Below are 24,988 nucleotides of genomic sequence, written 5' to 3'. Positions count from 1 at the left end.
GAAGAACAACAACAGGAGAGCCATCATGGCCAGAAAGATCAGTTACCAGCAGGCCATCAACGAAGCCCTGGCCCAGGAAATGCGGCGCGACGCGACCGTCTTCATCATGGGCGAGGACAATGCCGGCGGCGCCGGCGCCCCTGGCGAGGACGACGCCTGGGGCGGCGTGCTGGGCGTGACCAAGGGCCTGTACCACCAGTTCCCCGGCCGCGTGCTGGACACCCCGCTCTCGGAGATCGGCTACGTCGGCGCCGCGGTGGGCGCCGCCACGCGCGGGCTGCGCCCGGTGTGCGAGCTGATGTTCGTCGATTTCGCCGGCTGCTGCCTGGACCAGATCCTCAACCAGGCGGCCAAGTTCCGCTACATGTTCGGCGGCAAGGCAGTGACGCCGCTGGTGATCCGCACCATGGTCGGCGCCGGCCTGCGCGCCGCCGCGCAGCACTCGCAGATGCTCACCGCGCTGTGGACGCACATCCCCGGCCTGAAGGTGGTCTGCCCCTCCTCCCCCTACGACGCCAAGGGGCTGCTGATCCAGGCGATCCGCGACAACGACCCGGTGATCTTCTGCGAGCACAAGCTGCTCTATTCGATGCAGGGCGAGGTGCCCGAAGAGCTCTACACCGTGCCCTTCGGCGAAGCCAACTTCCTGCGCGACGGCGACGACGTGACCCTGGTGACCTACGGGCGCATGGTGCACCTGGCCATGGAGGCGGCCGCCAGCCTGGCGCGCCAGGGCGTGTCCTGCGAGGTGCTGGACCTGCGCACCACCAGCCCGCTGGACGCCGACAGCATCCTGGAAAGCGTCGAGAAAACCGGGCGCCTGGTGGTGATCGACGAAGCCAACCCGCGCTGCTCGCTGGCCACCGACATTGCCGCGCTGGCCGCCGAGCGGGCCTTCGATGCACTCAAGGGGCCGATCCGCCAGGTCACCGCGCCGCACACGCCGGTGCCCTTCTCCGATGCGCTGGAAGACCTCTACATCCCCAGCGCGGCCAGGATCGAAGCCACGGTGCTGGAGCTGGTGAACGGGAGGAAGGTGGCATGAGCCGTATCCATACCCTGACCATGCCCAAGTGGGGCCTGTCGATGACCGAGGGCCGGGTGGATGCCTGGCTCAAGCAGGACGGCGAGACGATCGAGAAAGGCGACGCGGTGCTGGACGTGGAGACCGACAAGATCAGCAGCAGCGTCGAGGCGCCCTTCTCCGGCGTGCTGCGCCGCCAGGTGGCCCGCGAGGACGAAACCCTGCCGGTGGGCGCGCTGCTGGGCGTGGTGGTCGAAGGCGACGCCAGCGAGGCCGAGATCGACGCGGTGGTCGAACGCTTCCAGGCCGAGTTCGTGCCCGGCGGCGACGGCGAAGCCGACAGCGGCCCGGCGCCGCAGAAGGTCGAGCTGGACGGCCGCACCCTGCGCTATTTCGAGCGGGGCGAAGGCGGCGATGCGCTGCTCTTGATCCACGGCTTCGGCGGCGACCTGAACAACTGGTTGTTCAACCACGAAGCACTGGCGGCCGACCGTCGCGTCATCGCACTGGACCTGCCCGGCCACGGCGAATCCGGCAAGCAGTTGCAGCGCGGTGACCTGGACGAGCTGAGCGACGCGGTCCTCGCCCTGCTCGATCACCTGGACATCGAGCAGGCCCACCTCGCCGGGCACTCCATGGGTGGCGCCGTTGCGCTCAATACCGCACGCCGGGCGCCTGAGCGGGTGCGCTCGCTGAGCCTGCTGGCCAGCGCGGGACTGGGCGAGGAGATCAACGGCGCCTACCTGCAGGGCTTCGTGGACGCCGCCAATCGCAACGCGCTCAAGCCGCCGCTGGTGCAACTGTTCTCCGACCCTGCGCTGGTCACCCGGCAGATGCTCGAGGACATGCTCAAGTTCAAGCGCCTGGAAGGCGTGGACAGCGCGCTGCGCCTGCTGTCGTCCCAGCTGTTCGGCGACGGTCGGCAGCAGGTGGCGCTGCGCGACGTCCTGGCCAGCGGCGCGCCCCCGGCGCTGGTGATCTGGGGCGACGCCGACGCCATCATCCCGGCCCGCCACGCCGAGGGCCTGCCGGCGGAAGTCCACGTACTGCCGGGCCAGGCGCACATGCTGCAGATGGAAGCGGCGGACGCGGTCAACGCCCTGCTGCTGGATTTCCTCCAACGCCATTAGGCAACGCCACCAAAACAATGCCATCGACTCAACGCCATTGAACCAGCGCCCGGCCAACCGGCCGGGCCTGCAGGAGATCATCATGACCCTCACTTCCAACAGCATGCGCGCGGCGGTCTGGCACGGGCGCAACGATATCCGCGTGGAAAGCGTGCCGCTGCCGGGCGACCCGGCCCCCGGCTGGGTGCAGATCCGCGTGCACTGGTGCGGCATCTGCGGCTCGGACCTGCATGAATACGTCGCCGGGCCGGTGTTCATCCCGGTCGAGGCGCCGCACCCGCTCACCGGCATCAAGGGCCAGTGCATCCTCGGCCACGAGTTCTGCGGCGAGATCGTCAAGCTCGGCGCGGGCGTCGAGGGCTTCAGCGCCGGCGAAGTGGTGGCCGCCGACGCCTGCCAGCACTGCGGGACCTGCTACTTCTGCCGCACGGGCCTGTACAACCTGTGCGAGAGCCTGGCGTTCACCGGGCTGATGAACAACGGCGCGTTCGCCGAATGGGTCAACGTGCCGGCCAACCTGCTCTACAAGCTGCCCGAAGGCTTCCCCGCCGAGGCCGGCGCGCTGATCGAGCCGCTGGCGGTGGGCATGCACGCGGTCAAGAAGGCCGGCAGCCTGCTGGGGCGCAACGCGGTGGTGGTCGGCGCCGGCACCATCGGGCTGTGCACCATCATGTGCGCCAAGGCGGCGGGTGCCGCCCAGGTCATCGCGCTGGAGATGTCCTCCGCGCGCAAGGCGAAGGCGCGGGAAGTCGGAGCCAGCCATGTGCTCGACCCCAATGAATGCGACGTGCTGGCGGAGATTCGCCGGCTCACCGACGGGCTCGGCGCCGACGTCAGCTTCGAGTGCATCGGCAACAAGCACACCGCCAAGCTGGCCATCGATGCCATCCGCAAGGCCGGAACCTGCGTGCTGGTGGGCATCTTCGAGGAGCCCAGCTCGTTCAACTTCTTCGAGCTGGTCGCCACCGAGAAGCAGCTGATCGGCGCCCTCGCCTACAACGGCGAGTTCGCCGACGTGATCGCCTTCATCGCCGATGGCCGCCTGGACATTTCGCCGCTGGTGACTGGCCGCATCGAGCTGGAGCAGATCGTCGAGAAAGGCTTCGAGGAGCTGGTGCACAACAAGGAGCACAACGTGAAGATCATCGTCTCGCCCCGGGCGGCCTGATCTCCAACCTTGGGGCCGTGAGCGGGCGGCCCGGCCCCGGCGCCAGGCCGGGGCTTTTTTTACCGTCACCATGACCGGCACCGCCCTGCCCGCCTTGCCTGCCGACACCGCGAGCCGGCACCTCACGGATGGGCGGGATAGTCGATGTACCCCCGCTCATCGCCGCCGAAGAACGACGCCGGATCGGGCGTATTCAGCGGCAGGCCTTCGCGGATGCGCCGCGGCAGATCCGGGTTGGCCAGGAACGGGCGACCGAAGGCGATGATGTCCGCGCGCCCGTCCGCCACCGCCTGCGCGGCGGTCGTCGAATCGTAGCCACCGGCGAGGATCAGCACGCCATCCCAGGACTCGCGCAACTGCCGGATGATGGCATCCCAGCCGGGGTCGACCTGCTCGTCCCGTACCGTGCCGACGATGGCGGGCTCGACCAGGTGCAGATAGGCCAGGGACATCTCGTTCAGGCGCTCGACCAGGTAGCCGAAGGTGTCGTGCGGGGTGTCGTCGCCCATTCCCATGAAGCGGCCCATCGGCGTCAGGCGCACACCGACGCGCTGCGGGCCGATCTGCGCCGCCACCGCCGCGACGATCTCCAGCACCAGGCGTGTGCGGTTCTTGATGGTGCCGCCGTACTGGTCCTGGCGCTGATTGCTGGCACTGTTGATGAACTGGTCGAGCAGGTAGCCGTTGCCGGCATGGATCTCGACGCCATCCATGCCCGCCGCGATGGCATTGCGCGCCGCCACGCGGTAATCCTCGATGATGTCGCGGATGCCGTCGAGCGTCAGTTCCTGCGGCACCGGCACGTCGCCCCAGGTACCGGCGCCGTCGGCGCCCACGATGAAGGTCTTGCCGGGCACCGGCAGCGCACTGGGCGCGACGGGCAGGCCGCCGCCGGGCTGGAAGCTCGGGTGCGACACGCGGCCGACGTGCCAGAGCTGCATGAAGATCAGCCCGCCTTCGCGGTGCACGCCCTGCGCAACGTCCCGCCAGCCTTCGATCTGCGCCGGGCTGTAGATGCCCGGCGTCCACGCGTAGCCCTGGCCCTGGCGGGAGATCTGCGTGGCTTCGGTGATGATCAGCGCCGCGCTGGCGCGTTGGCGGTAGTACTCGACGTTCATCGCGGTGGGCACGTCGCCCGGCTGTCCGGCGCGCGACCGCGTCAACGGCGCCATGGCGATGCGGTGCGACAGGGTATGGGTGCCAAGCTGGATGGGTTGGAACAGGGGCTGGGTCATTTCGGGTGGTTTCCTAAGTGGTTGCTGGTTGCTGGTTGCTGGTTGCTGGCCACTCTAGGAAACCCCCGTCGCCTTGATAATCCGCCGCCTCGGCTCAACCGTATTGCGCGTGGCGCAACGCTTGGCGCACGTAACCTGCATACGCGCCGACAGCGCTCAGCCGCGAGCCAGCGGCAGGTTCAGCGGCCGCTGGCCGGTGGCGTTGGCGAGGGCATTGCCCAGGGCGGCGGCCATCGGCCCCTGGACGATTTCCGCAGCGCCGAGGAACGGCTGGCCGGGCTGGTCCAGCAGGTGGACCTCGACCTGCTCGGGCAACTGCGGGAAGCGCAGGATCGGATAGCCGCTCCAATCGTAACTGCGCACGCCGCCGGCGTCGTAGCGCAGCGCCTCATAGAGGCTCCAGCTGGTGGACTGGACGATCCCGCCTTCGACCTGGTTGCGCAGCCCGTCGGGGCTGACGATCTGCCCGACATCCACGGCGGTCACCACCCGCTTGACCTTCACCTCCCCGGTCTGCGGGTGCACCCACACCTCCACGGCAATGGCGCAGTAACCCATGATGTTCTTGTAGCGGGCGAAGGCAAAACCGACGCCTGAGCCGGCCTGCGCTGCCTTGAGCGGCCAGCCGAAGGCGTCGCGTGCGCGCTCCACCACCGCCCGCGCGCGGGGATCGTCGAGGTGGTCGAGGCGAAACTGCACGGCGTCCACCCCGGCCTGCCGAGCCAGTTCGTCCAGGCAGGCCTCGATGGTGAAGACATTGATGTGCGCCCCGAGCGAGCGCATGGCCGAGGTTCGGAACGGCATCTGCGTAATGAAGTGCATATCGATGCGCGTCGAACCCAGGCGGTACAGCGGCACGGCATTGCGGTCGCCGTCGCCTTCGGGCTGGGCGATGGGGATCGACGGCGCCGAGGCGAAGGGCCGTGCCAGCAGGCGCGCGGGGATCAGCCGGCCGGCGTTGACGATTCGCTCGTTGTGCGGCGTCGTCCACAGCTCGCCGCGCCAGTCACCCAGGCGGCCCTCGCTGTCGAGCGTGGCCTGCACCTGGGTGATCATCGCCGAGCTGTAGGGCTCCCAGAGGTTCTCCTGCTCGCGCATCCATTGCAGCCTGACCGGCACGCCGGGGACTTTCATGGCGATCAGCGCGGCGTCCGCCGCGGCATCGTCCGCGCCGTTATGCCCGTAGCAGCCGGCGCCCTCGCTATGGATGCAGCGCACCCGCTCCAGGGGCAGACCAAGCATTTCGGCCAGCCCGGCGCGCAACGGGTAGACGCCCTGGGTGTGGGTCCAGACGGTCAGCACCCCGTCCTTGAACCAGGCCACCGAACAGGACGGGCCGATGGAGCCGTGCATCAGGTACTGCTTGGTGACGCGCGCTCGGTACTGCGCCTTCGCGGCGGCAGCCGCCGGCTGGCCTTCCTGGCGAATCGGGTAGGTTCTGGCTTCCAGGCGCGGCAGCAGTTCATGGATCGTGCGCTCGTCCGGGATGACGTCGCCTCCCGTCCATTGCGCCACCTCGTAGCCCACCCGCATGGCCTTGATCGCCTGCCATTCGTCCCGGGCGACCACGGCGAGGTAGTTGCCGTCGCGGATGACCTCGACCACGCCGGGCAGGCGGCTCAGGCGCTCGGCGTCGAAGGCGACAAGCCTGCCCCCCGGACGCGGCGGCCGGATGACGCGGGCGTGGAGCATGCCCGGCAACCGCAGGTCCTGGACGAACGCCTCGCCCCCGCTGACCTTCGCGGGGATATCCAGGCGCGGTAGCGAACGACCGATCACCTGGAACTCGCCCGCCGGCTTCGCGGGGGACTCGCGGCCGGCATAGCGGTGCAGGTCCACGCCCGCCACGGCGTCGTGGTAGGCCATGTGCCGGCCATCGGGCGCCAGGATGACTCCATCGCGCGTGGACAACTGCTCGACCGGCACATGCCATTGGCGCGCCGCCGACTCCAGCAGCAGTTGGCGGACCTGCGCCGCCGCATTGAACAGCGCCGTGCCACTGTCGAAGATGCTGTGGCTGCCGGCGGTATAGCCCTCGTTGGGCGTCAGCGCGGTATCGGCGGTAATCAGCTGGATCGCGCGTGGATCGACCTCCAGGCGCTCCGCGGCGATCTGCAGCAGCGCGGTCCGCACCCCGGTGCCCAGCTCGACCTTGCCGGTGTACACCGTGATCCCCTCGGCGTCGAGGCGAATCCACGCATCCAGGTACGGGTTGGTGCGCAGGCTGCCCGGCAGGTCGGGCGCCAGGACCTGCGTGCCCAGCGTGTCCACCTCGGTGTCGGCCAGGGCGCGACGCGCCGTGGGCAGTAGCGCGAACGCCACCACCAGTGCGCCGCCGCGCAGGAACGCACGGCGGGAGCAATCCAGCTCAGCGGCGGTTTTCATGGGGCATGGCTCCTTGTTCGGCGACGTGGCGGATGGCCTTCACGATGCGCAGGTGGGTTCCGCAGCGACACAGGTTGGTCGCCATGTACGCGCGGATGTCGTCCTCGCTCGGGTGCGGATTGCGTTCGAGCAAGGTCTGCGCGCGCATCAGCATGCCGGCGATGCAATAGCCGCATTGCGCCGCCTGCTCATCGATAAAGGCCTGCTGCAGCGGGCCGGGCCGCTCGGCGCTTCCCAGGCTTTCCACGGTGCGAATCGACTTGCCGGCGAGCCCCGAGCAAGGCGTCAGGCAGGCGAACACCGGCTTGTCGTCGACGATCACCGTGCACGCGCCGCACTGCCCCAGGCCGCAACCATATTTCGCGCCGTTGAGCCCCAGGTGATTGCGCAGCGCGTAGAGCAGCGGCATGTCCTCATCGAGGTCGAGCGTGTGCGGCTCGCCGTTCACCGTCAGCGTGGTCTGAGTCATGGCGTCTGCTCCCGTAGGGCATCGAGGGTGGTTGAAAGGTCCTGCCAGGGTTGCTGCGGCTTGGCCTTGGCCCGCAGATAGGCCGCGAGTTGCGCAAGCTGGCGGTTGTTTAGGCTCGCCGCGAACGGCGGCATGGCCGGGCGGGCCTGGCCTGGCGTGGGTGGCAGGCCTTCGAGGACGGTCTTGATGAAGTTGCGCGGGCTGTCGGCGCGCAGCGCGGAGGTCGTGGCGAGCGCCGGGCGCGCATCGATCTGGCGCATCGGCGCTGCATCGTCATGACAGCCGGCGCAGGAGGCCTGGAACAGTGCGGCGCCCTGGTTCTGCTGCGGGTCGGCCGGAACCTGCCGCGGCGCCGGCGGGACGGCACTGGCAGGGGCTGGCGGCAGGCTCAGCAGATACTCCGCGATGGCCTGCACGTCGGCGCTGGGCAGGCGCGCAAGCCCCAGGCTGACCGGGCGCATCGGCCCCGCCGCGGCGCCATGGTCGGCGGCCACCTCGCCGCGCAGGTAGGCGACCAGTTGCTCGCGGGTCCATGGCGCCGGGGCGCTGGCCATGCCACGCAGGTCGGGCGCCTCCCAGCCATCGACGACCCCGCCGGCCAGTTGCTCGCCGGAGCTTTCGGCCCCCAGCAGGTTGAGCGGCGAATGGCAGGCCGCACAGTGGCCCGCGCCCTCCACCAGATAACGGCCACGGTTCCACGGCGCGGATCGCGTGGCGTCGTAGGAAGAGGTTTCTCCCCGCAAAAAGAGGATGTTCCAGAACGACACGAGCGGCCGGAGGTTCATCGGGAAGTTCATCTGGTTGTCCGTCGCCGGTGCGTTCACCGGCGGGCCGCTCATCAGGTACGCATAGGCATCGCGCAGGTCGTCGTCGGTCATCCGGCGATAGTGGACGTAGGGAAGGGCCGGATAGAGAAAATGCCCGTCCCGGGAAATGCCGTGGCGCATCGCCCGCTCGAAGGCTTCGAACGACCATTGGCCGATGCCGGTGCGGGCGTCCGGGGTGATGTTGGTGCTGTACAGCGTGCCGAACGGCGTGACCAGGCCGAGGCCGCCCGCCAGGTAGGCCCCGCCGGGCCTGGTGTGGCAAACCGCGCAATCACCGGCCTCCACCACGAGGCTGCCCCGGCGGATCTGCTCCTGGGACGCCGCGGCGAGTTCCCCCCGCGGCGCGATGGCGGGCCGCCAGAGGATGGCGAAGGCCAGTGCGACGCCCACCGCCGCCAGGGCACCCAGGCCGGTCCAGATCGTTTTTCGCGTCATCAGCACTCACCTCCGCAATCCATGGATACCGCACCGGGCGTGTTCCAGTTTCCTGGCCGCGTCGCGTGGAGTGGCTATCGACTCCGGCAACCGCGGCATGCCGGCTCGAATGGTAGGGAGCGCGTCCTGATTGGAATATCGCCCCACCGAGCAAAACCGCGTTGCGCCACGCGCAATGCCTGTTGGCATGCGTCAGGGAACGACGGCAGGACGTGGCGCGTGGACGCGGTGGCCCGCCCTCGTGGCAGCGGGATGCCGTTCCCCGCCTGCGGCATCTTTGCGGGGCGCGGGTACTGAGGGCGAGTTAAAGCTCGTTAAATCCTATGAAGGCGCCAAGCGACGGCTCAGCCGGTCACCGGCTCGCCGCGGGGCTGTGCCAGTTGCTGCAACTGGCCGATGCTGGCGAACCACCGGTGCTGGCCCAGGCTGCTGAAGGCCTCCGGCGCGCCGTAGCCCCAGGCCACCGCGCCAAAGGCGATGCCGGCGCTGGCGGCGGCTTCGCCGTCCATGGGCTGGTCGCCCACGTAGATCGTCTCATCGCGCGTCACGCCGAACTGGCGCATGACCCGGTTCAGGCGCGAGGCCTTGCCGAAGATCGATGCCCCGCACTCCAGTGCGCGGATATGCCGGCAACACGGCCCCAGCACATGGGTGACGTTCTCCCGGGAATTGGACGACACCACCGCCAGGATCACGCCCTGCCGGTCAAGCTCGGCCAGCGTCGCGGCGATGCCATCGAAGAGCTGGATCGCGCTGCGCTGCTGCTTCATCAGGCGGGTAAAGCTGCGCGCCACCAGCGGCAGCTTCCAGCGCGGTATGCCCAGGCGCGCCATGATCTGGCGTGCGCCCTGGGTGCGCAGGCTGTCCAGGTCCTGCGGATGGATGCGGCTGAAGCCATGTCGATCGGCGACCTGGTTGAACACCCCGACGAACCAGGGAAAAGAATCGGCCAGCGTGCCGTCGAAATCGAAAATGGCGAGTCGGTAGGTCATCCGGATAGTTCTCGTGGGTGCCCGGGCAGGTGCGTTCAATAGGAGGGCGGCGGCCCTCAGGGCGGCCGGCGTTGCGCGGCCAGGCAACGGCCAGGCAACGGCCAGCAGCGTGCCCTGCCCTGCGCGCCGGGTCCAGCACGGCGGGCGTGCTGGGGGACGACGATCGAACGCCTTGCGCCCGACCGTCGCGCAGCGGGCCTAGAACAGCCCGCCGATGTACACGGCCGCGCCGCCGCCCGCTTGCAGGCCGGCGGTCACGCCGCGCATGAACAGCGCGCCACGCGCCGACTGCAGCAACTGCCGCTGGACGGTGAAGCCGCCCAGGATCTGGGACGCCGGCACGGCCGACATGGCCATGGTCAAGGCCAGGAGCTTGGCGTCCAGCCCGAACAGTACCGCCGTCCCGCTGTAGCCCAGGCCAAGACCGCCCGCCAGTTCGATATAGGCGCAGGCGCCGGTGATGTCGTCGTGGCTCAGGTCGCGGTCACGCAGCGCATCGGACACATACACCTGGCCGGTGCTGGGGAACGACTCGGCGGCACCGGTGGCGCCGACGCTCTTGCCGCGCACGTTGAGGTTGACCTTGCCGATCTTCGGCAGGCGGGCGCCGAAGCCCGCTCCCACCCCCACGCCACCGAAGGAGAACTTGTCCTCCTGGCCTTGCGGGTTCTTCAGCACCAACTGCCCACCCCCGCCGGCCAGGAACATGAAGCTCACGCCCCCGCTGCTGCCGGTGACGTATTCCCAGGCGCTCGCGCGCAGGCTGATGGGGATGATCGAGTTTTCCATGGTTCAGATTCCTTTGAACGAAATACACGCGCCCTACCGGCGCTTGAGCAGCGAATGCAGGCCGACACCGGCGAAGGCGGCGCCCAGCAGACCGAGCAGGGCCGTCATGCCCCACAGGGCGCCCATGTCATCGACGATGGCGCTGGCCTGGGCGCGTTCGGGCAGGTACAGCACGCGAACGCTCTGGCCTTGCTGGTAGCCGAAGATCAACCCGTTCTGCGGATAGGAAATCCGCTGGCCGTCGTCCGTGGTGAAGGCCACCTGCGGGTGCGAGCCGCCAGCGTTGAGGCTCTCGACCTGGCCGTCGGCGACGTGGGCGTTGCGCAGGAACTGCACGCGGTCGACCACCTCGTAGGCGACGATCGCCAGGCAGACCAGGCCGATCACGCCGAACAGCAGGCCGCGCAGGACTTCAGCGGGGCGGGAAACGGAAGCTTCAGACATCGCGGGGACTCATCCTTGTTCAGTGACTGCCCCCTTCGGGCGGGCCCGAAGGGGGAACAACGGCGGCCGGTGCAACGCCGGCCTCCTGGCTTACGCGTTCGGGCAGGGAACCGGTGCCCAGTCGCCGATATCCGGGTTCTTGCACATGCCGTTGACCTGGGTGGTGCCCTGGGAGGCAACCTCCACGCTCTTCAGCTGCTTGGCCTGGGCATCACGCAGGGCGCGCTCGGAAGCGACCGCTTCGCTGGGCACCACCGGGAGTTTCTTCTGCTGGGTCTTGGTCTTGGTCTTGGTTTTCGCCTTGGTCGGCGAGGTGGTGGTGCTGCTGGCCTGGGCGACGGTGGCGACGTCGGCACGCTTGACGCCAACGGTCTGCAGGTCCTTCTCATAGGCCTGGGTGTAGTTGCTCAGGTCTTCGCCGGCCTTGCCGCTGACCGCGGTGATCAGGTCGTTGGATTCCTTCAGGCCGGCGACGATTTCCGCCAGGCGCTTGCGACCTTCGTCGTCCTTGATGGTCCCGGCCTTGCGCTGTTGCAGCAGGGCGCTGAACTGCTGCTGGTAGCAGGACTGCGACGCCTGGGCGTAGGCCACGCTGCGATCGATGTCGGCGGAGCTCTTGTCCGCGTCGGCGGCGTAGGAAGCCAGGCGCTGATGGTCGTCGGTGATCTGCTTCTGCTTCTCGGTGTAGTAGCCGGCGGCACCGCCAACCAGCGCACCACCGGCAGCGCCGATGGCGGCGTTGCGGCCGCGGTCTTCCTTGTTGCCGACCAGCGCGCCGGTGAGGGCACCGCCCACCGCGCCGATCACCGCGCCGGTGGCGACCGACTTGGTCATGTTGGAGTCGGTGTCGCGCAGGTGCTGCACCGGCTCGTAGCAGCTGGGGTAGTACTCGACCTTGGTGCTCTTGCCGATCTGCGAGACCGGCGAGCTGGAGCAGCCGCTGAGCAGGACAGCGACACAGGTGAAGCCGGCGGTGGCCAGCGTCAGCGCGCGACGGCGCGGGTGCAGGGATACGGAGTTAGCGAACGATTGCATTTCTGGGCTCTCTACTGGGGTTTGACCACCCCGGAAACGGCGGGTCGCCGACCGGGTTCCTTCTGTACATGCCTGGCATCGGTGGTCATGGCTTCGGTACTGCCGATGCAAGCAATTCCTTCAGGACCGCCTCCGGTTCCGCGCGCTGCTGCTGGCGGTACTGGCTGACGTGCCTGACGAACAGGGTGGCGCGGGTGACCAGGCTCTTGCCGATCACCGGCTTGCGATTGAGTTCTTCCTTGATGCGCTGGAACTGCGCCTGGATCACCGCGTCGGTGTAGCGCGTGCCGGTGGCCAGGTTGTCGATGTAGATGACCACGGCGCCATTGAGCGCACTGCTGCCGTTCTCGATGGCCTGGCCGAACAGCTTGGCGCTGGCGGCGTCCTTGGCCTGCTCGGCCTGCTGCTGGCTCTTGCGCAGGTTGGTGAGGCGGATGTTGTAGTTGTTGATGGTTTCCGCCACCAGCGCCGAGGACTGGATCAGGTTGCCGGCGGCCTCCTCGCGCTGCCGGGCGATCAGCGCGACGTTGCGCTTGAGTTCCTCGTTGATCGTGCCCAGCTCGGCCTGCAGGCGCGCATCGGTGGTGGCGGCGATGATGCCGTCCAGGCGCTGGGTGGGGTCCTGGGTATCGTCGATGGCGTCGGTCAGCCCGGCCAGGCGCCCTTCCTTCTTCCACTGCTCGAACAGTTCCTGGTAGCGCGATCGCGGCGCCGACAACGCGCCGATGGCCACGCGGAAGCCGGTGGTCTCATTGCGCTGCTCGGTGCCGTCGGGGGCGAACAGCGGGTACTCGCGACGCATGCCGGTGAACAGGGTGCCCTCGCCTTCGAGGTAGTTGCCGCCCTTGACCACGAAGCCGCCATAGGCGCCTTGCAGACGGCCGGCATGCACCAGCTGGAAGGACTCCTGGACCATCTCGGCGGCATTGCCGATGACGTCGAACAGGCCGATCGGGTTCGGCTGCCGGGTGCCGATGGGCATCAGGCGCGCCGCCTGGCCGGTGCCGCCGGCCACCTGGTTGAATACCGCCCAGTCGGCCAGCGGCCCGTCGTTGTCGCTGCCCTCCACCCGGCGCGGAAACAGCCGCGCCTCCAGTTGCTGCCGCGACACCGCCTGGGCGCCGCGCGCGGCGAATTCCCACTCGACCTCGGTGGGTAGGCGGACGAAGCCGAATCCGCCGTCCTCCTCGCTCTTGCCACGGCCGCTGACGGGCAGGCGGTCGCGCTGATACTTCATCAGCCAGGCGCTGTACACCGCGGAAAAGCGCTCCGCCTCGAAGCGTGACAGCTTCACCTTGGGCAGCCGCCCGGCCACGCCGTCGGGCAGGTTCAGCGTCTCGCAGGCCGGCGCGTCCTGGCCCTCGGCCAGCGCCTGGGCCTGTGCCATCACCTGGGCGTACTGGCGGGCGGTCACCTCGTACTTGCCGAGGAAATAGAACATCGGTTTCAGCGGCTCGCCTTTGCCCGCTTTGGGCAACTGGCTGGCGATGGCCTTGCTCCAGTCCGCCGGCAGGTCGCCCAGGCTGAACTGGCCGTTGATGTACTCGCGGCGATAGCCGGAGATGAACGACTGCTTGTAGCCGGGCTCGCCCTCGCTGAAGGGATAGCCCAGGTTGACCTCGCGATCGTCCAGCGAGCCCTTGGCCAGCACGTAGACGTAACGGAACACCATCTCCCCGCCGCAGGGCAGCGGCAGTGCCACGTCATCGGCCAGCGGCTTGGGGTTGTTCAGCTTGTCGCCCTCCTCCGCCTGCGCGGCGGGCGCCGCCAGCAGGGACTGGAGGGCCAGGGCAACGGGGGCCAAGGCCAGGACAGCACGGCGCCATTCAGACATCTCTGACTCCTTGAGCAGCATCGATTCGGCTGGTGCGCCACCCGCCGAGCAGCGCCGCCAGCAGGCTGGCCGCGAGCACCGCGAGGACGGCGATGAGGTAATGAACGGGCAGCAACTGCGCGGCATGCTCGCCCGGCTGCGCCACGAACAGCTGGTTCAGCCCGCCCTGGGCCAGGCGGTACACCAGCGCCGCGAGCAGCGTGGCGAAGGCTGCGCTGTAGAGCGCCTGCAGCACCACGAAGGCGAGCAGCGCCGAGGTACCGAAGCCCACCAGCCGCAGCACCGCCAGCTCGCGGCGCTTGCGTTGCACCGCGGCCAGCGCGCCGGCGCAGATGGCGGCGAAGGCCCCCGCCAGGGCCAGGGCGGCGATCAGCCAGAACACCAGCGTCAGGTTGCGCGACAGCGACCGCACCCGCTCGATGGCGGCGGCCTGGGTGAAGACGTCCACGCCCTGCCGGGCGAAGTGCAGGCGCAGCGGCTCGACGTCGTCCAGGCCGCGGGCATACAGGCGGAACGCCGGGTAGATGCGCTGCACGTGATCGCCGGCTGCCTCGCCGGGCCAGCCGAAGGCCGCCACGGCGCGGCCATCGCGGAAGTCCTCGGCGGCTTCCAGCAGCGCCGGCGCGGCGAACAGCCCATCGCGGCCGAACGCTTCCAGCGGCAGCACGCCGATCACCTGCACGGCCATCGAACGGGAACTGTCGCGGCCGGCGTTCTGCCGCGTCAGCAGTGCCTGCAGCGTGTCGCCGGCGTGCACGTTCAGCTTCTGCGCCGCGGTGTGGCTGAGCAGTACCTGGGTCAGCTGCGCCGGCACCGGCAGGCTGCCGAGCAAGGGGTCGCCAGCGGCGGTCGGGATCATCTCGGCGGTCAGCGCCTCGCGCCCGGGCTGCGACAGCTGCACGCTGGCGGCGATCTGCCGGGTGCGCGGCACGGCGAACGCCACGTCCGGGCGTGCCGCCAGCGCGGCAACGTAGGCCGCATCGAAGCGCGCACCGCCCAGCGGGATGATCTCGCGCACGCCCGGGTCGCGCTGCAGGCGCTCGGTGAGGCTGCCGACCAGGCCGAACTTCAGGCCGAACAGCACCAGCAGCGGCACCAGCACCGCCACCAGGGCGAGCACCGCGCAGGCGGACAGCCGCCAGTCGCTGCGGTAGTCCTGCCAGGCCAGGCTGGCGACCAGGAACAGGCGCATCAGGCGTGCTCCTCCAGGGTCGCGCAGACACCGCCGTCGCTCTCGCGTCGGCAATCCAGGCGCAGGATGCGCAAGCCGGCCTCGCGTGCCGCGGCCTCGTCGTGGGTGGCGATCACGCAGCAGGCCTGCTGTTCGCGCACCTGTTCGAGGAACAGCGCAAGCACCTGGCGCGCATTGAACGGGTCCAGCGCGGCGGTCGGCTCGTCGGCCAGCAGCAGCGCTGGGCGATGGGCCAGGGCGCGGGCGCAACCGACGCGCTGGCGCTGGCCGACGGACAGCTGGGCGGGTTTTTTCGCCAGGTGTTCGTGGATGTCCAGGCGTCGCGCCAGGCGCTCGACGCTGCCGTCATCGGCCAGGCCCAGCAGGCGCCGCGGCAGCTCGATATTGCCGCGCACGCTGAGATAGCCGAGCAGCCCGCCGGTCTGCAGGACGTAGCCGCAGTGACGGCTGCGCAGCGCCGCCAGGGTGCTGCGCTGGCCGGCGCGCCAGAGGTCGGCGACGGCGTACACGCCCGCCCCCGCCCGCCAGTCGAAGCGCGCGGCCTGCTGTGGCGGCGCCACCAGGGAGAGCAGGTCCAGCAGTGTGCTCTTGCCGCTGCCGCTGGCCCCCACCAGGGCCAGGCGCTGGCCGGGCGCGAGGTCCAGGCACGGCACGTCCAGGCGGAAACGCTGCGCGCCCTGCCCCCGGATACTGCTGACGTCACGCAGGCTGAGCAGGCTCATGGCAGCGTCGCCAGCGGCACACGGTACAAGGCGTCGCCCGGTTCGGCGGCGCCGAAGCGGACCCAGTTGGCCGTGTCGTTGTGGAAGGTTTCGTAGAGCCGGATCTTCGACTCCAGTTCGTCGATGAAGTCCTGCTGCTCGGCCACCGACAGCGACAGCCAGAGGTCCTGGGTCATGCCCAGGACCTTGCTGCGGTACGGCAGGCCGTCGAGGTATTCGCCCAGCAGGCCGCCCTTGGCCAGGTTGCCGCCCTGGCGCAACGCCGACGGGTCGCGGCTCATGTAGGCACTGGCGCTGGCGATCTCCTGGAAGAAATCCTTGGGCGAGGTCTGGGTCTTGCGCGCCGCATCGACGATCAGCTTGAGCGACTGCTGCAGCTCGTTGAGTTGCAGGCGGGTCAGCAGCGCGCACACCTGGAAGGCCGGCAGCGCCGGGTTGCTCAGGTCGCGGTCGGCGGTCCAGGCGCTGACCAGCTGCGGGCTCTGTGCCTGGGTCTTGCGGCCGAGGAAGTCCATGTGCATGGCGTAGCCGATGGCCGCCGACTTCTGCGCAAGGCTCGGCGCGCCGTCCAGTTGCGGCGCAGCGCCGGGGGCGTTGCCGCGCACCTGGTGGACGAGGTCGGCGAACACGCTGCCGATTTCGTCCAGGCGCTGGCCGAAGCGCTGCACATCGCCGCCCGGCACCGGCACGTAGAGGTCGCCGATGCGCGGGTTGGCGTCGGCGGTCAGCGTGCGGTACTGCTGCTCGGCGGCTGCATGGTTGTTCGCCCCGGCCGGCGTCAGCAGGTGCAGGGCGTACAGGTGGATCTGCTTGTTCAGCGCGGCCTGGCGGACCTCGGCCTCGTTCATGCGCGTCGAACTGTAGGGGTCGCTCTTGCGCAGCGCACCGGCGTCGCTGACCACCAGCACCACGCGGCCGCCGTAGCCGCTCCAGTCCATGCCGTCCACCGCCTGCATGATGCCGGCGAAGGCGTCTTCGTTGAACGAGTGGCTGGACACCGTGGTGGCCTTGATCTGCCCGGCCAGTTGCAGGAAGCGCGCGGGATCGCGACCTTCCTCCAGCGGGATCAGGGTCTTGCTCAGGTACTCCAGCCCCGGCGTCTTGTCGGTGTTGTTGCGAAAACCCACCAGGCCGAAGCTCACGCTATCGAGTTCGCCGCGCTCGGCGAGCTTGCCCTGCAGGCTGCGCACCACCTCGCGGATCTGGTCGATATAGGGTTGCATCGATACCGAGGTATCCACCACCAGCACGATGCCGGTGCGGAACGCGTCGGCGGCGGCAGCCTTCAGCGGCTTGCCTTCCAGTGTGCTGGCCGCCTGGCTGCCGGGGTCGATGGAGGCGACCTTGAGCATCTGCACGATCTGCCCGTTCTCATCCATGCTCTCGCGCGACTCGAAGATCGGCAGCAGGTAGAAACGATCCTGCGCCACCGCGCGGGTGGCCGGCTCCAGCGCCAGTACCTGGCTGTTGTCGCCGGCGTCGGCCTGGGCCTTGCGCAGCAGGCTGCGGGCCGCGGTGGGGTCGGCGATCAGTTGCTCCAGCAGGCTGTCCTGGCGCAGGAACATCACCGGCGCGCGGCCGGAGCGTTCGGTGAACTTGAGCACCAGGCTCTGCTTCCAGTCGGCGCCCTCGCTCGCCGGCAGCCAGCCCAGCGCGCGGCCATCGCTGGCGGCGCTGACCTGCAGCCAGTCCTGGCCGGCGACGTCGCGCCGGGCATACACGTACAGCACGGAGAACGCCGGCAACGGCTGGCCGGCGCCCTGCCCCGGCTCGGTGTGCAGCTGCGCGCCGGGCTTGGCCAGCACGCGCTGGTACAGCGTCTTCTTGCCGGGGATCAGCAGCGGGTGCTCGCCGGCCAGCGACTCGTCGGCCGCCCGGGCCTGGCTCGGCAGGCCGGACGTCTGCGGCGTGGCACTGGCGAACGTCTGGCCCGGCGCCTCGTCCCTGGCGTTCTGCTGGTCGACAGCCACCGGCGCCTTGGCCGTGCGGCCGAGCCACCAGTAGCCGGCGCCACCGACACCCAGTGCGGCCGCAACGGCCACGGCGAGCAGCGCCAGTACCGGGCCTTTTCGTTGCCCCGATGGCGCGTGCCCGGCCGATGGCGGCACGCGCGCACCGGCAGCGGGCGGTGGCGTGACCGGGGGCAGCGGCGCTTGTGCCGGCGGCGGCGCCTGGGGAATGTCGATGGACACCGCCTGCAGGCCGCCCAGTTCGGTGGGCGTCGGCTTGGCCAGCGGCGCCGGGTCGGCGGCCGGCGGTGGCGCCACCGGCAGCGGGCGCACGACGGTGGCGTCCGGGTCGGACGCCGGCAGCGCATCGAGGGCGGCGAGCAGCTCGCCGGCATTGGCGAAACGTTCGCCCGGCTCCTTGGCCAACAGGCGCTGCAACAGGTGCTGGTAGCGGCCGTGGTGCAGTGGCAGCTCCGGCAGCGGCTGGGTCAGGTGCGCCAGTGCGGTGGACAGCGCATCGGTGCCCAGGTACGGCAGTTCGCCGACGAGGATTTCGTAGAGCACCACGCCCAGCGAATACAGGTCGGCGCGTCCGTTGATGTCCATCCCGCGGGCCTGCTCGGGGCTCATGTAGTTGGGCGTGCCGACGGCGAAGCCGGCCTGGGTGAACTGGGTGCGGTCATCCAGCGACTTGGCGATGCCGAAGTCCGAGAGCACGGCCGTGCCGTCCGCGCGGAACAGGATGTTCGCCGGCTTCACGTCGCGGTGGATCAGGCCCTGGGCGTGGGCGTAGCCCAGCGCCGAGGCGATCTGCCGGACATAGGCCAGGCCCTGCTCCGGGCTCAGCCCGGCGGCGATGCGTTCGCGCAGGGTGCCGTTGGGCAGGTACTCCATGGCCATGTAGTACTGCTCGCCGGCGTTGCCGATGTCGTGCACGGTGACGATGTGCGGGTGCGACAGGCGCGCCAGGGTCTTGCCTTCGCGCAGGAAGCGCTCGCAGAAGGAGGCGTCGGCCGCCAGCGCGGGCGCCATGATCTTCAGCGCCACCTTGCGCTCCAGCGAACGCTGCACGGCCAGGTAGACGGTGGCCATGGCGCCTTCGCCGATCACGCTGTCGATGTCGAATCCGGGGATTTGCAGGTTCATGCCAGGGGTTCGCTTGCCTTGATGACGATGGCGGTGATGTTGTCGGGGGCGCCGCGGGTCAGGCCCAGGTGCACCAGGCTGCGCACCACCTGGTACGGGTCGGCGTGGCCAAGCACCTCGCGGATCTCGTGGTCCTCGGCGGTACGGGTGAGGCCGTCGCTGCACAGCAGCCAGGTGTCGCCGGGGAGGATCTGCACCTGCTGCGCGGACAGTTCGAGCTGGTCCTGCACGCCGATGGCGCGGGTGACGATGTTCGCCCGCGGGTGCACGCGCGCCTCGGCTTCGCTGAGCAGGCCGCTGTCCTGCAGCTCCTGCACGTAGCTGTGGTCGCGGGAAACCGGGCTCAGCTCGCCGTCGCGCAGGCGGTACAGGCGGCTGTCGCCGGCCCACAAGCACAGGCCCCGGTCGGCGCGCACGGCCAGCAGGACCACGGTGCTGCCCATCATGCTCACGCCGCGCTGGCGGGTTTCTTCACGCACCGCGTCGTTCACCTGGGCCAGGCCCTGGCGCAACGCGGCCTCGTAGTCCTGCAGCGAGCCGGCCGGCACGATGCGCCGCAGCGAATCGACGATCAGGCTGCTGACGTAGTCGCCGGCCGCGTGGCCGCCCATGCCGTCGGCGACCACCCAGAGCCCGTCCTCGGGGCGATCCAGGTAGGCGTCCTCGTTGATCTGGCGGACCAGGCCGACATGGCTGTGCGCCGCCGAACAGTAGCCAAGCGTTGCCATCAGCACGACGCCTCCCGGCCCAGCAGGCAGGCCGCGAAATGTTCGGCGGCCGGCAGCCCGTGGCAGCGCAGCAGGCCCGGGGCGACCTGCTCGGAGCCGTTGCCCCACCACAGGCTGGCGCCGTCGCAGGCGCGCTCGGCGAGGGCCGTCAGGCGAGCCGAAGCGTCCAGCGCCGCCAGGCGCTGCGCGGCGAGCAGCGACTCGCACGCGGCGGCGCCCTGTTGGGGGATGTTCGGCAGTGCCTGCACCGACGCTTCGAAGTCCTCGAAACGGGCGCCCTCCTCCAGCGTCGCCAGCAACGCCGCCTCGACGGCATCGAACCAGCCGTCGGCTGCCTGGAGCGCCGCCGGCGACTGCCCCTCCGGCAGCACCACGGCGACCGTCAGCGGGAAGTAACGGCCGACGCGGTCGATGCTCGGCATCAGCACACCCGCCACCGGCGCGGCGCCGCAGACGCCCGGCGCCAGGACGAAGCGCCACAGCGGGCTGACGAGATAGGCCTGCAACCAGGCCTCGCCCAGTTGCCGCTGGCATGCCTGCAGGCCGGCAGCCAGCCAGGCGTCCCAGGGTTGCTGGAAGCTGGCGGGCAAACCGCGCCCCACGAAGTCGCCGCGGCTGGCGATCTTGCCGTAGAAACCCACTGCCGTCATAGCCGCTCCGGCAGGCTGAAGCCGGCTACCGCGCGGCTCTTGAAGGGGTTGAAGGCGCTGTTGGCGCGCAGCTCGTAGGCGATGCTCGCGCTGTCCACGCGCAGGCGCAGGTTGAAGCGATCCGGTGAGCCGCCGCCCACCAGCTCGGACTGGTCGAGCAGGCGGAACCAGGCCCACGGGCCTTCGACGGTCAGTGCCGAACGCCCGCCCGTCGCTGGCGGCGACACCGACAGGCGCACCGCGCCGATGCTGTTGGGGTTGGGCCACTGCATGGCCACCGGGCGGCTGGGGCCGTGGTCGTAGCTCAGTTGCTGGCCGTCCAGGTCGAGCAGGAACTGGCTGACCGAGGCGTCCATGGTCACCGGCTTGAGTTCGAAGCGCACGCTGGGTTGCAGGCCGCCGCCACGGAAATACACGTCGCGGATCAGCGCCGCACGCTGGAACGTCTGCAGCACGCCCGGCGCGATGCCCAGCTTCTGCGCCGCGCCCGGCTGCCAGCGCCAGGTGGGGCTGGAGGTATCGACGTAGGGTTGCAGGTAGCGGCGGAAGTAGTTGTCCATCACCCCGCCGACACCGAAGAACTGGCCGAAATCGTCCAGGGTGGCGTCGCGGGAGCTGCCCGGCACCAGCGGATAGCGCCCGCTCAGGGACTGTCGCCAGACATTCACCACCTCGCTGGTCCAGGCCGCGTTCAGCTGGTTGCGCACGCCACCCATCATGGTGTTGGTCGTGGAGCTGACCACGGACTTCACCAGCCCCTGCACCACCGGCGGCTGGCGCTCGGCGGCCAGGCTGACACGCGCGGCGGCGGCGCTGGCCTGGTTCTTCGCCTCGCCCAGCAGCGCGTCGCCACTGGCGCCGACCATCGCGCTGACCTGCACGTAGAGCGCGTTCATGTCCGCCAGCAGCGCATCGATCGCCATGGACGAGCCGCCCTCCTGGCTGACCAGGGCCGTGAGGTCGGCGAAGTGCGCGCTGACCGGGTCCTGCCCCGCGGGCTGCGCCGCCGGGCCGGTGCCTTCCGGCGCCTGGCCGAGCAGCGAGCCGAGCTTCTGCTTGAGCTGGTCGACGCCGGCGTCGGCCTTCTTCACCTGCGCGGCGACGGCCGGGTCGGCCTGCTGCAGGTCGGTTTCATGGGCCACCGCCAGCAGCAGCTTCTTCAAGGGCGAGGTCGGCCCGGAGATCACCCGCAGCACGTCGGCAGCCTGCGCCACGCTGGTGATGGGCACGAAGTCGATGTCCGCCAGCAGTGCATCCCACTGCCGCACGTAGTCCTGGAAATACAGCTGGCGCACCTCGGCGGCGAGGGTCAGCGCATCCTCGGCGTCGTTCAGCGAATGGCCCAGCACCCACTGTTCCTCGGCCAGCACGCCGGCCTGGTTGACGCTGGCCAGGAGGAAGGCCTCGCGGTAGCCGCGCAGGGTGAAGAAGCCGCTCAGCGGATCGGCCAGCGGCTTGCCGCTCTTGCGCACGAACACCAGGGCGGCGTCACGGCCGGCGGCCTCGCTGAGGCGGAAGTCCTCAACGCCTTCGGGCAGCTTCTGCCGTTTGACGCGGTCGTACACGCGCTGCGCCACCGGCAGGCGTTGCAGTTGCTGGCGCAGTTCGTCGATCAGGCGCTGGTCCAGGCGCGCATCCGGCGGGCGCCGCTCGAACAGGGCCTGCAGGTGCGTGTTGAGCGCCTGGCGCTGCGCCGCCGGCAGGTCGCGCGGCAGGCTCTGGTCCCAGTCCAGGCTGATCCAGGCCTTGAGGAAGTCCGGGTCGTAGTGTGCGCCATCGCCCAGCATCAGGTAGGCCTTGAGCCCTTCGTAGAGGTAGTCCGAGCCGCCGCCGCTGCGCAGCTGCTCCTCGACGCGGCTGACCAGGCGTGGGGCGAAGGTCGCCACCAGCAGACGGCGGTAGACGTTGCTGGCTTCCTCGTCGAGCATGTCGCCCTGGTACAGGCCCAGGCCCTCGGCCATGCCCGGCGGGTCGCCGGCCAGGTGGCGCACCGCGTCGAGCAGCGGCAGCACCGCCAGCACGTCGCGCTGGGCCGGGCTCAGGCTGCGCACGCTCTGTTCCAGCGGCGCGGTCTTCGTCCCGACCTGGGCGATGTAGGCCTGGTTGGCGCGGTAGCTCAGCAGCCACAGCGTGCCCACCACCAGCACCAGTGCCACGCTGGCGGCCAACGCCCCGATGGCCACCCACTTACGCCGCCGCTCGACCTTCGGGTCGACGCCGACCAGGCCGCGTTCGGCGAAGGCGACATCGGTGAACAGGCGATGGAGGAAGTAGCTGCGGCCCGTGCCGTTCTGCCGCGCCAGGTGTTGCCGGTCCAGGTTCATGCTCTGGGCCATGGCGCCGATCAGGCGGTCGATGGGGCTGCCTTCCTGGGTGCCACTGGTGAAGTAGACGCCGCGCAGCAGCGCGCGCTCCTCATAGGCGTTGGGCTTGAATACCCCGCCGAGGAATGCCTCGAGCATCGCCTTGAGCGCGGCGAACTGCTGCGGGAAGCCGTAGATCAGGTCGCGCCGCGCGGGGTCGCGTTCGTGCTGCAGGCGCTCGACCAGCCGCTGGTTGAGGCGCTGCTCCAGCGCGGCGAACTCGCTGCCGAAGGCCTGCAACGGCCCGCCGGCCTGCTGGCCGTCGTCCAGGGCGAAGGTGAAGCCCCACACCTGGGCGCGCGCCTCGCGGTCCAAGTCGTCGAAGAACTCCATGAAACCCGGCACCAGGTCGCACTTGGTCAGCATCACGTAGACCGGGAAGCGCACGCCCAGCTGGGTGTACAGCTCCTGCACCCGCGCGCGGATCGCCACCACGTGCGCCGCCCGCTCCTGCTCGCTGGCCTGCAGCAGGTCGGCCAGGCTGATGGCGATGAACGCGCCATCGATGGGCCGGCGTGCGCGCTCGGTCTTGAGCAGGTCGAGGAAGCCCAGCCAGGCCGCCTTGTCGACCTGGGCGTGGCTGTCCTGGGTGGTGTAGCGGCCGGCGGTGTCGAGCAGCACGGCCTCGTCGGTGAACCACCAGTCGCACTGGCGGGTGCCGCCCACGCCGCGGATGGCGCCGGCGCCCAGTTGCGCCGCGAGGGGGAAGGTCAGGCCGGAGTTGACCAGCGCGGTGGTCTTGCCCGAGCCCGGCGGGCCGATGATCACGTACCAGGGCAACTGGTACAGGTTGCGCCGCTCCGCGCCGCCCAGGCGCGCCTTTTTCAGCAGCGCCAGGGCCTCGTCCATGCGCTGGCGCAGGGTCGCCAGCTCCTCGGCGGTGGCCACGCTGGCCGCATCCGGTGCCGTCTCGGCCGCCAGGCTGGCGAGCATGCGCCGCTCCTGCCGGCGTGCCTGCAGCAGGCGCCACAGACGCCAGCCCAGCCACAGGCCGAACAGCAGGACGATCAGCGCCCAGCGGCGCCAGGCCGGCACCAGCGCCGTCAGCAGCGGGCCGATGAACCAGATGATCAGGCTCAGGGCAATCAGCCCGAGCACGGGAATCACCCAGCGGGTGACGAATCCGAACAACGACTTCACTCCACACCCTCCGCCAGTACCGTGACTTCAACCCGACGGTTCTTCGCCCGTCCCTCGGCGGTGGCGTTGGAGGCCACCGGCTCGGTATCGCTCAGGCCCTCGGCGCTGAAGCGTTGTGCCTGGCCGGTGCGCGCCGCGAGGATCTGCAGCACCTCTTCGGCGCGCGCCCGCGACAGCGCCCAGTTCGACGGGAAGCGCAGGGTGGCGATGGGACGGTTGTCACTGTGGCCGGTGATGCGCACCTGGCCGTTGATCTTGCCGATGGCGTCGGCGATGCGCCCCATCAGCGGTTGGAAATCGTCCTTGATGCTGGCGCTGCCGGAGGCGAACAGCTCGTCGCCGCGGATGGTCACCACCGAGCGATCGACGCCGTCCTGCACCGCCACGCGGTTGGCGCGGATGTCCTCGGCGAGGAAGGTCGCCAGGCGCGGACGTTCCACCACGCGCGGCTTGACCACCGCCGGCTCGATGCTCTGCACGGGCACCTCGCCCAGCGCGTGGATCTGCCGGAACACCGGCTCGGCGTCGGCGGCCAGCTTCAGGCGCAGGCCGAACAGCAGCAGCAACAGCAACGCCAGCGCCACGGCCAGGCCCACCCACGGCGGTACCAGGCGCGACAGGCGATCAGGCATGACCTGCACGCCCCGCCAGTGCGGCGACAACTCGCGCTCCCGCTCGCCGCGCACGCTGCGCAGGGTCGCGGCGGTGCGCTCGCGCAGCGCTTCGAGCTGGCTGCGGCCGTCGTGCATCACCCGGTAGCGGCCTTCGAAGCCCAGGCTCATGCACAGGTACAACAGCTCCAGCAGATCGATGCGCTCGCGCGGGCTCTGCAGGCAATGCTCCAGCAGCTGGAACACTTTTTCGCCGCCCCAGGCCTCGTTGTGCACGGTGATCAGCAGGCTCTGCTTGCCCCACTCGCTCGCGCTACCCCACGGCGTACTGAGCACCGCCTCGTCCAGCGCGGTGCACAGCGCGTAGCGCGCGAGCAGCACGTCGTTGCGGGCGACGCCGGCGGCCTCGGCGCGCTGCTCGAACTGGCGCAGGTAGCCCAGCAGCTGCGCGCGCAGGCTGGCCGGCGCCGGATGCGCCAGGGTGCTGCGCAGGCGCGTCAGCAGGCTGAGCAGCGAGCCGGCGGCCTGTTCCAGCGGGTTCATGCCCAGCGCCTGGCCGGCCGGCAAGGGCGCGGCGGCCACCGGCAGCGGTGCGGCAGGCGACGGCGCGGCGGCTTGTGGGGCGCGGCCACCGGGGCGCGGCATGAACTGGGTGCGGTCGTTGCCCAGCGGATTGGGGCTGGCGTTGCTGCTCGGCCACTCGTCGTTGTTGACGCTCAT

At 70.0% G+C, this 24,988-nt stretch carries 19 protein-coding genes; 3 read left to right on the top strand and 16 right to left on the bottom strand.

Annotation, left to right across the window (positions count from 1 at the left end):
* Positions 1 to 25 precede the first annotated feature (25 nt).
* The 3 genes from N0B71_RS22445 to N0B71_RS22435 all read left to right on the top strand — a co-directional run bounded on the left by N0B71_RS22445 (position 26) and on the right by N0B71_RS22435 (position 3,322).
* Complete coding sequence (locus N0B71_RS22445; protein ID WP_259755005.1) at positions 26 to 1,045, top strand: alpha-ketoacid dehydrogenase subunit beta; 1,020 nt, start codon at positions 26 to 28, stop codon at positions 1,043 to 1,045.
* Positions 1,042 to 2,154 (top strand): acetoin dehydrogenase dihydrolipoyllysine-residue acetyltransferase subunit, encoded by a 1,113-nt coding sequence (locus tag N0B71_RS22440; RefSeq protein ID WP_259755004.1) that lies wholly within the window; start codon positions 1,042 to 1,044, stop codon positions 2,152 to 2,154. Before N0B71_RS22445 ends, N0B71_RS22440 begins: the two co-directional genes overlap by 4 nt.
* Positions 2,155 to 2,257: 103 nt before the next feature.
* Positions 2,258 to 3,322 carry a 2,3-butanediol dehydrogenase gene (locus tag N0B71_RS22435; protein ID WP_259759654.1) on the top strand — a complete coding sequence of 355 codons (1,065 nt, stop codon included), beginning with the start codon at positions 2,258 to 2,260 and terminating at the stop codon, positions 3,320 to 3,322.
* Between the two features lie 122 nt (positions 3,323 to 3,444).
* On the opposite strand, the gene N0B71_RS22430 is transcribed toward N0B71_RS22435, so the two are convergent.
* From N0B71_RS22430 to N0B71_RS22355, 16 genes are all read right to left on the bottom strand, one after another.
* Entirely contained in the window at positions 3,445 to 4,557 is a 1,113-nt protein-coding gene (locus N0B71_RS22430) for an alkene reductase (RefSeq protein ID WP_259755003.1), read from the bottom strand.
* Positions 4,558 to 4,713: 156 nt separating this feature from the next.
* The gene (locus N0B71_RS22425) at positions 4,714 to 6,942 is read right to left on the bottom strand and encodes a xanthine dehydrogenase family protein molybdopterin-binding subunit (RefSeq protein WP_259755002.1); all 2,229 of its coding nucleotides are present in this window, start codon (positions 6,940 to 6,942) and stop codon (positions 4,714 to 4,716) included.
* Positions 6,926 to 7,411 carry a (2Fe-2S)-binding protein gene (locus N0B71_RS22420; RefSeq protein ID WP_259755000.1) on the bottom strand — a complete coding sequence of 162 codons (486 nt, stop codon included), beginning with the start codon at positions 7,409 to 7,411 and terminating at the stop codon, positions 6,926 to 6,928. The genes N0B71_RS22425 and N0B71_RS22420 overlap by 17 nt, the downstream gene beginning before the upstream one ends.
* Complete coding sequence (locus tag N0B71_RS22415; protein ID WP_259754998.1) at positions 7,408 to 8,673, bottom strand: c-type cytochrome; 1,266 nt, start codon at positions 8,671 to 8,673, stop codon at positions 7,408 to 7,410. Before N0B71_RS22415 ends, N0B71_RS22420 begins: the two co-directional genes overlap by 4 nt.
* A 344-nt stretch (positions 8,674 to 9,017) precedes the next feature.
* Positions 9,018 to 9,665, bottom strand: a complete 648-nt coding sequence (locus tag N0B71_RS22410; protein WP_259754996.1) for an HAD hydrolase-like protein — start codon at positions 9,663 to 9,665, stop codon at positions 9,018 to 9,020.
* A 198-nt stretch (positions 9,666 to 9,863) separates the two neighbouring features.
* The gene (locus tag N0B71_RS22405) at positions 9,864 to 10,454 is read right to left on the bottom strand and encodes a hypothetical protein (RefSeq protein WP_259754994.1); all 591 of its coding nucleotides are present in this window, start codon (positions 10,452 to 10,454) and stop codon (positions 9,864 to 9,866) included.
* A gap of 33 nt (positions 10,455 to 10,487) precedes the next feature.
* Positions 10,488 to 10,898, bottom strand: coding sequence for a DUF3592 domain-containing protein (locus N0B71_RS22400; RefSeq protein WP_259754993.1), 411 nt, complete (start codon positions 10,896 to 10,898; stop codon positions 10,488 to 10,490).
* Between the two features lie 90 nt (positions 10,899 to 10,988).
* The gene (tagQ, locus tag N0B71_RS22395) at positions 10,989 to 11,933 is read right to left on the bottom strand and encodes a type VI secretion system-associated lipoprotein TagQ (RefSeq protein WP_259754992.1); all 945 of its coding nucleotides are present in this window, start codon (positions 11,931 to 11,933) and stop codon (positions 10,989 to 10,991) included.
* 85 nt (positions 11,934 to 12,018) lie between these two features.
* The gene (locus tag N0B71_RS22390) at positions 12,019 to 13,767 is read right to left on the bottom strand and encodes a formylglycine-generating enzyme family protein (protein ID WP_259754990.1); all 1,749 of its coding nucleotides are present in this window, start codon (positions 13,765 to 13,767) and stop codon (positions 12,019 to 12,021) included.
* Complete coding sequence (locus N0B71_RS22385) at positions 13,760 to 14,959, bottom strand: FtsX-like permease family protein (protein ID WP_259754989.1); 1,200 nt, start codon at positions 14,957 to 14,959, stop codon at positions 13,760 to 13,762. The genes N0B71_RS22390 and N0B71_RS22385 overlap by 8 nt, the downstream gene beginning before the upstream one ends.
* Positions 14,959 to 15,675, bottom strand: a complete 717-nt coding sequence (locus N0B71_RS22380; protein ID WP_311197254.1) for an ABC transporter ATP-binding protein — start codon at positions 15,673 to 15,675, stop codon at positions 14,959 to 14,961. Before N0B71_RS22380 ends, N0B71_RS22385 begins: the two co-directional genes overlap by 1 nt.
* 2 nt (positions 15,676 to 15,677) lie before the next feature.
* Positions 15,678 to 18,776 (bottom strand): serine/threonine-protein kinase, encoded by a 3,099-nt coding sequence (locus N0B71_RS22375; RefSeq protein ID WP_259754987.1) that lies wholly within the window; start codon positions 18,774 to 18,776, stop codon positions 15,678 to 15,680.
* Positions 18,773 to 19,504 (bottom strand): PP2C family protein-serine/threonine phosphatase, encoded by a 732-nt coding sequence (locus N0B71_RS22370; RefSeq protein ID WP_259754986.1) that lies wholly within the window; start codon positions 19,502 to 19,504, stop codon positions 18,773 to 18,775. Before N0B71_RS22370 ends, N0B71_RS22375 begins: the two co-directional genes overlap by 4 nt.
* Positions 19,504 to 20,154, bottom strand: a complete 651-nt coding sequence (tagF, locus tag N0B71_RS22365) for a type VI secretion system-associated protein TagF (protein WP_259754985.1) — start codon at positions 20,152 to 20,154, stop codon at positions 19,504 to 19,506. The genes N0B71_RS22370 and tagF overlap by 1 nt, the downstream gene beginning before the upstream one ends.
* Positions 20,151 to 23,657, bottom strand: coding sequence for a type VI secretion system membrane subunit TssM (gene tssM / locus N0B71_RS22360; RefSeq protein WP_259754984.1), 3,507 nt, complete (start codon positions 23,655 to 23,657; stop codon positions 20,151 to 20,153). The genes tagF and tssM overlap by 4 nt, the downstream gene beginning before the upstream one ends.
* Positions 23,654 to 24,988, bottom strand: a complete 1,335-nt coding sequence (locus N0B71_RS22355) for a DotU family type VI secretion system protein (RefSeq protein ID WP_259754983.1) — start codon at positions 24,986 to 24,988, stop codon at positions 23,654 to 23,656. Before N0B71_RS22355 ends, tssM begins: the two co-directional genes overlap by 4 nt.

This window comes from Pseudomonas sp. GCEP-101, from assembly GCF_025133575.1.
Classification (GTDB): Bacteria; Pseudomonadota; Gammaproteobacteria; order Pseudomonadales; family Pseudomonadaceae; genus Pseudomonas; species Pseudomonas nitroreducens_B.
This window is presented reverse-complemented; position numbering and strand designations above follow the sequence as displayed.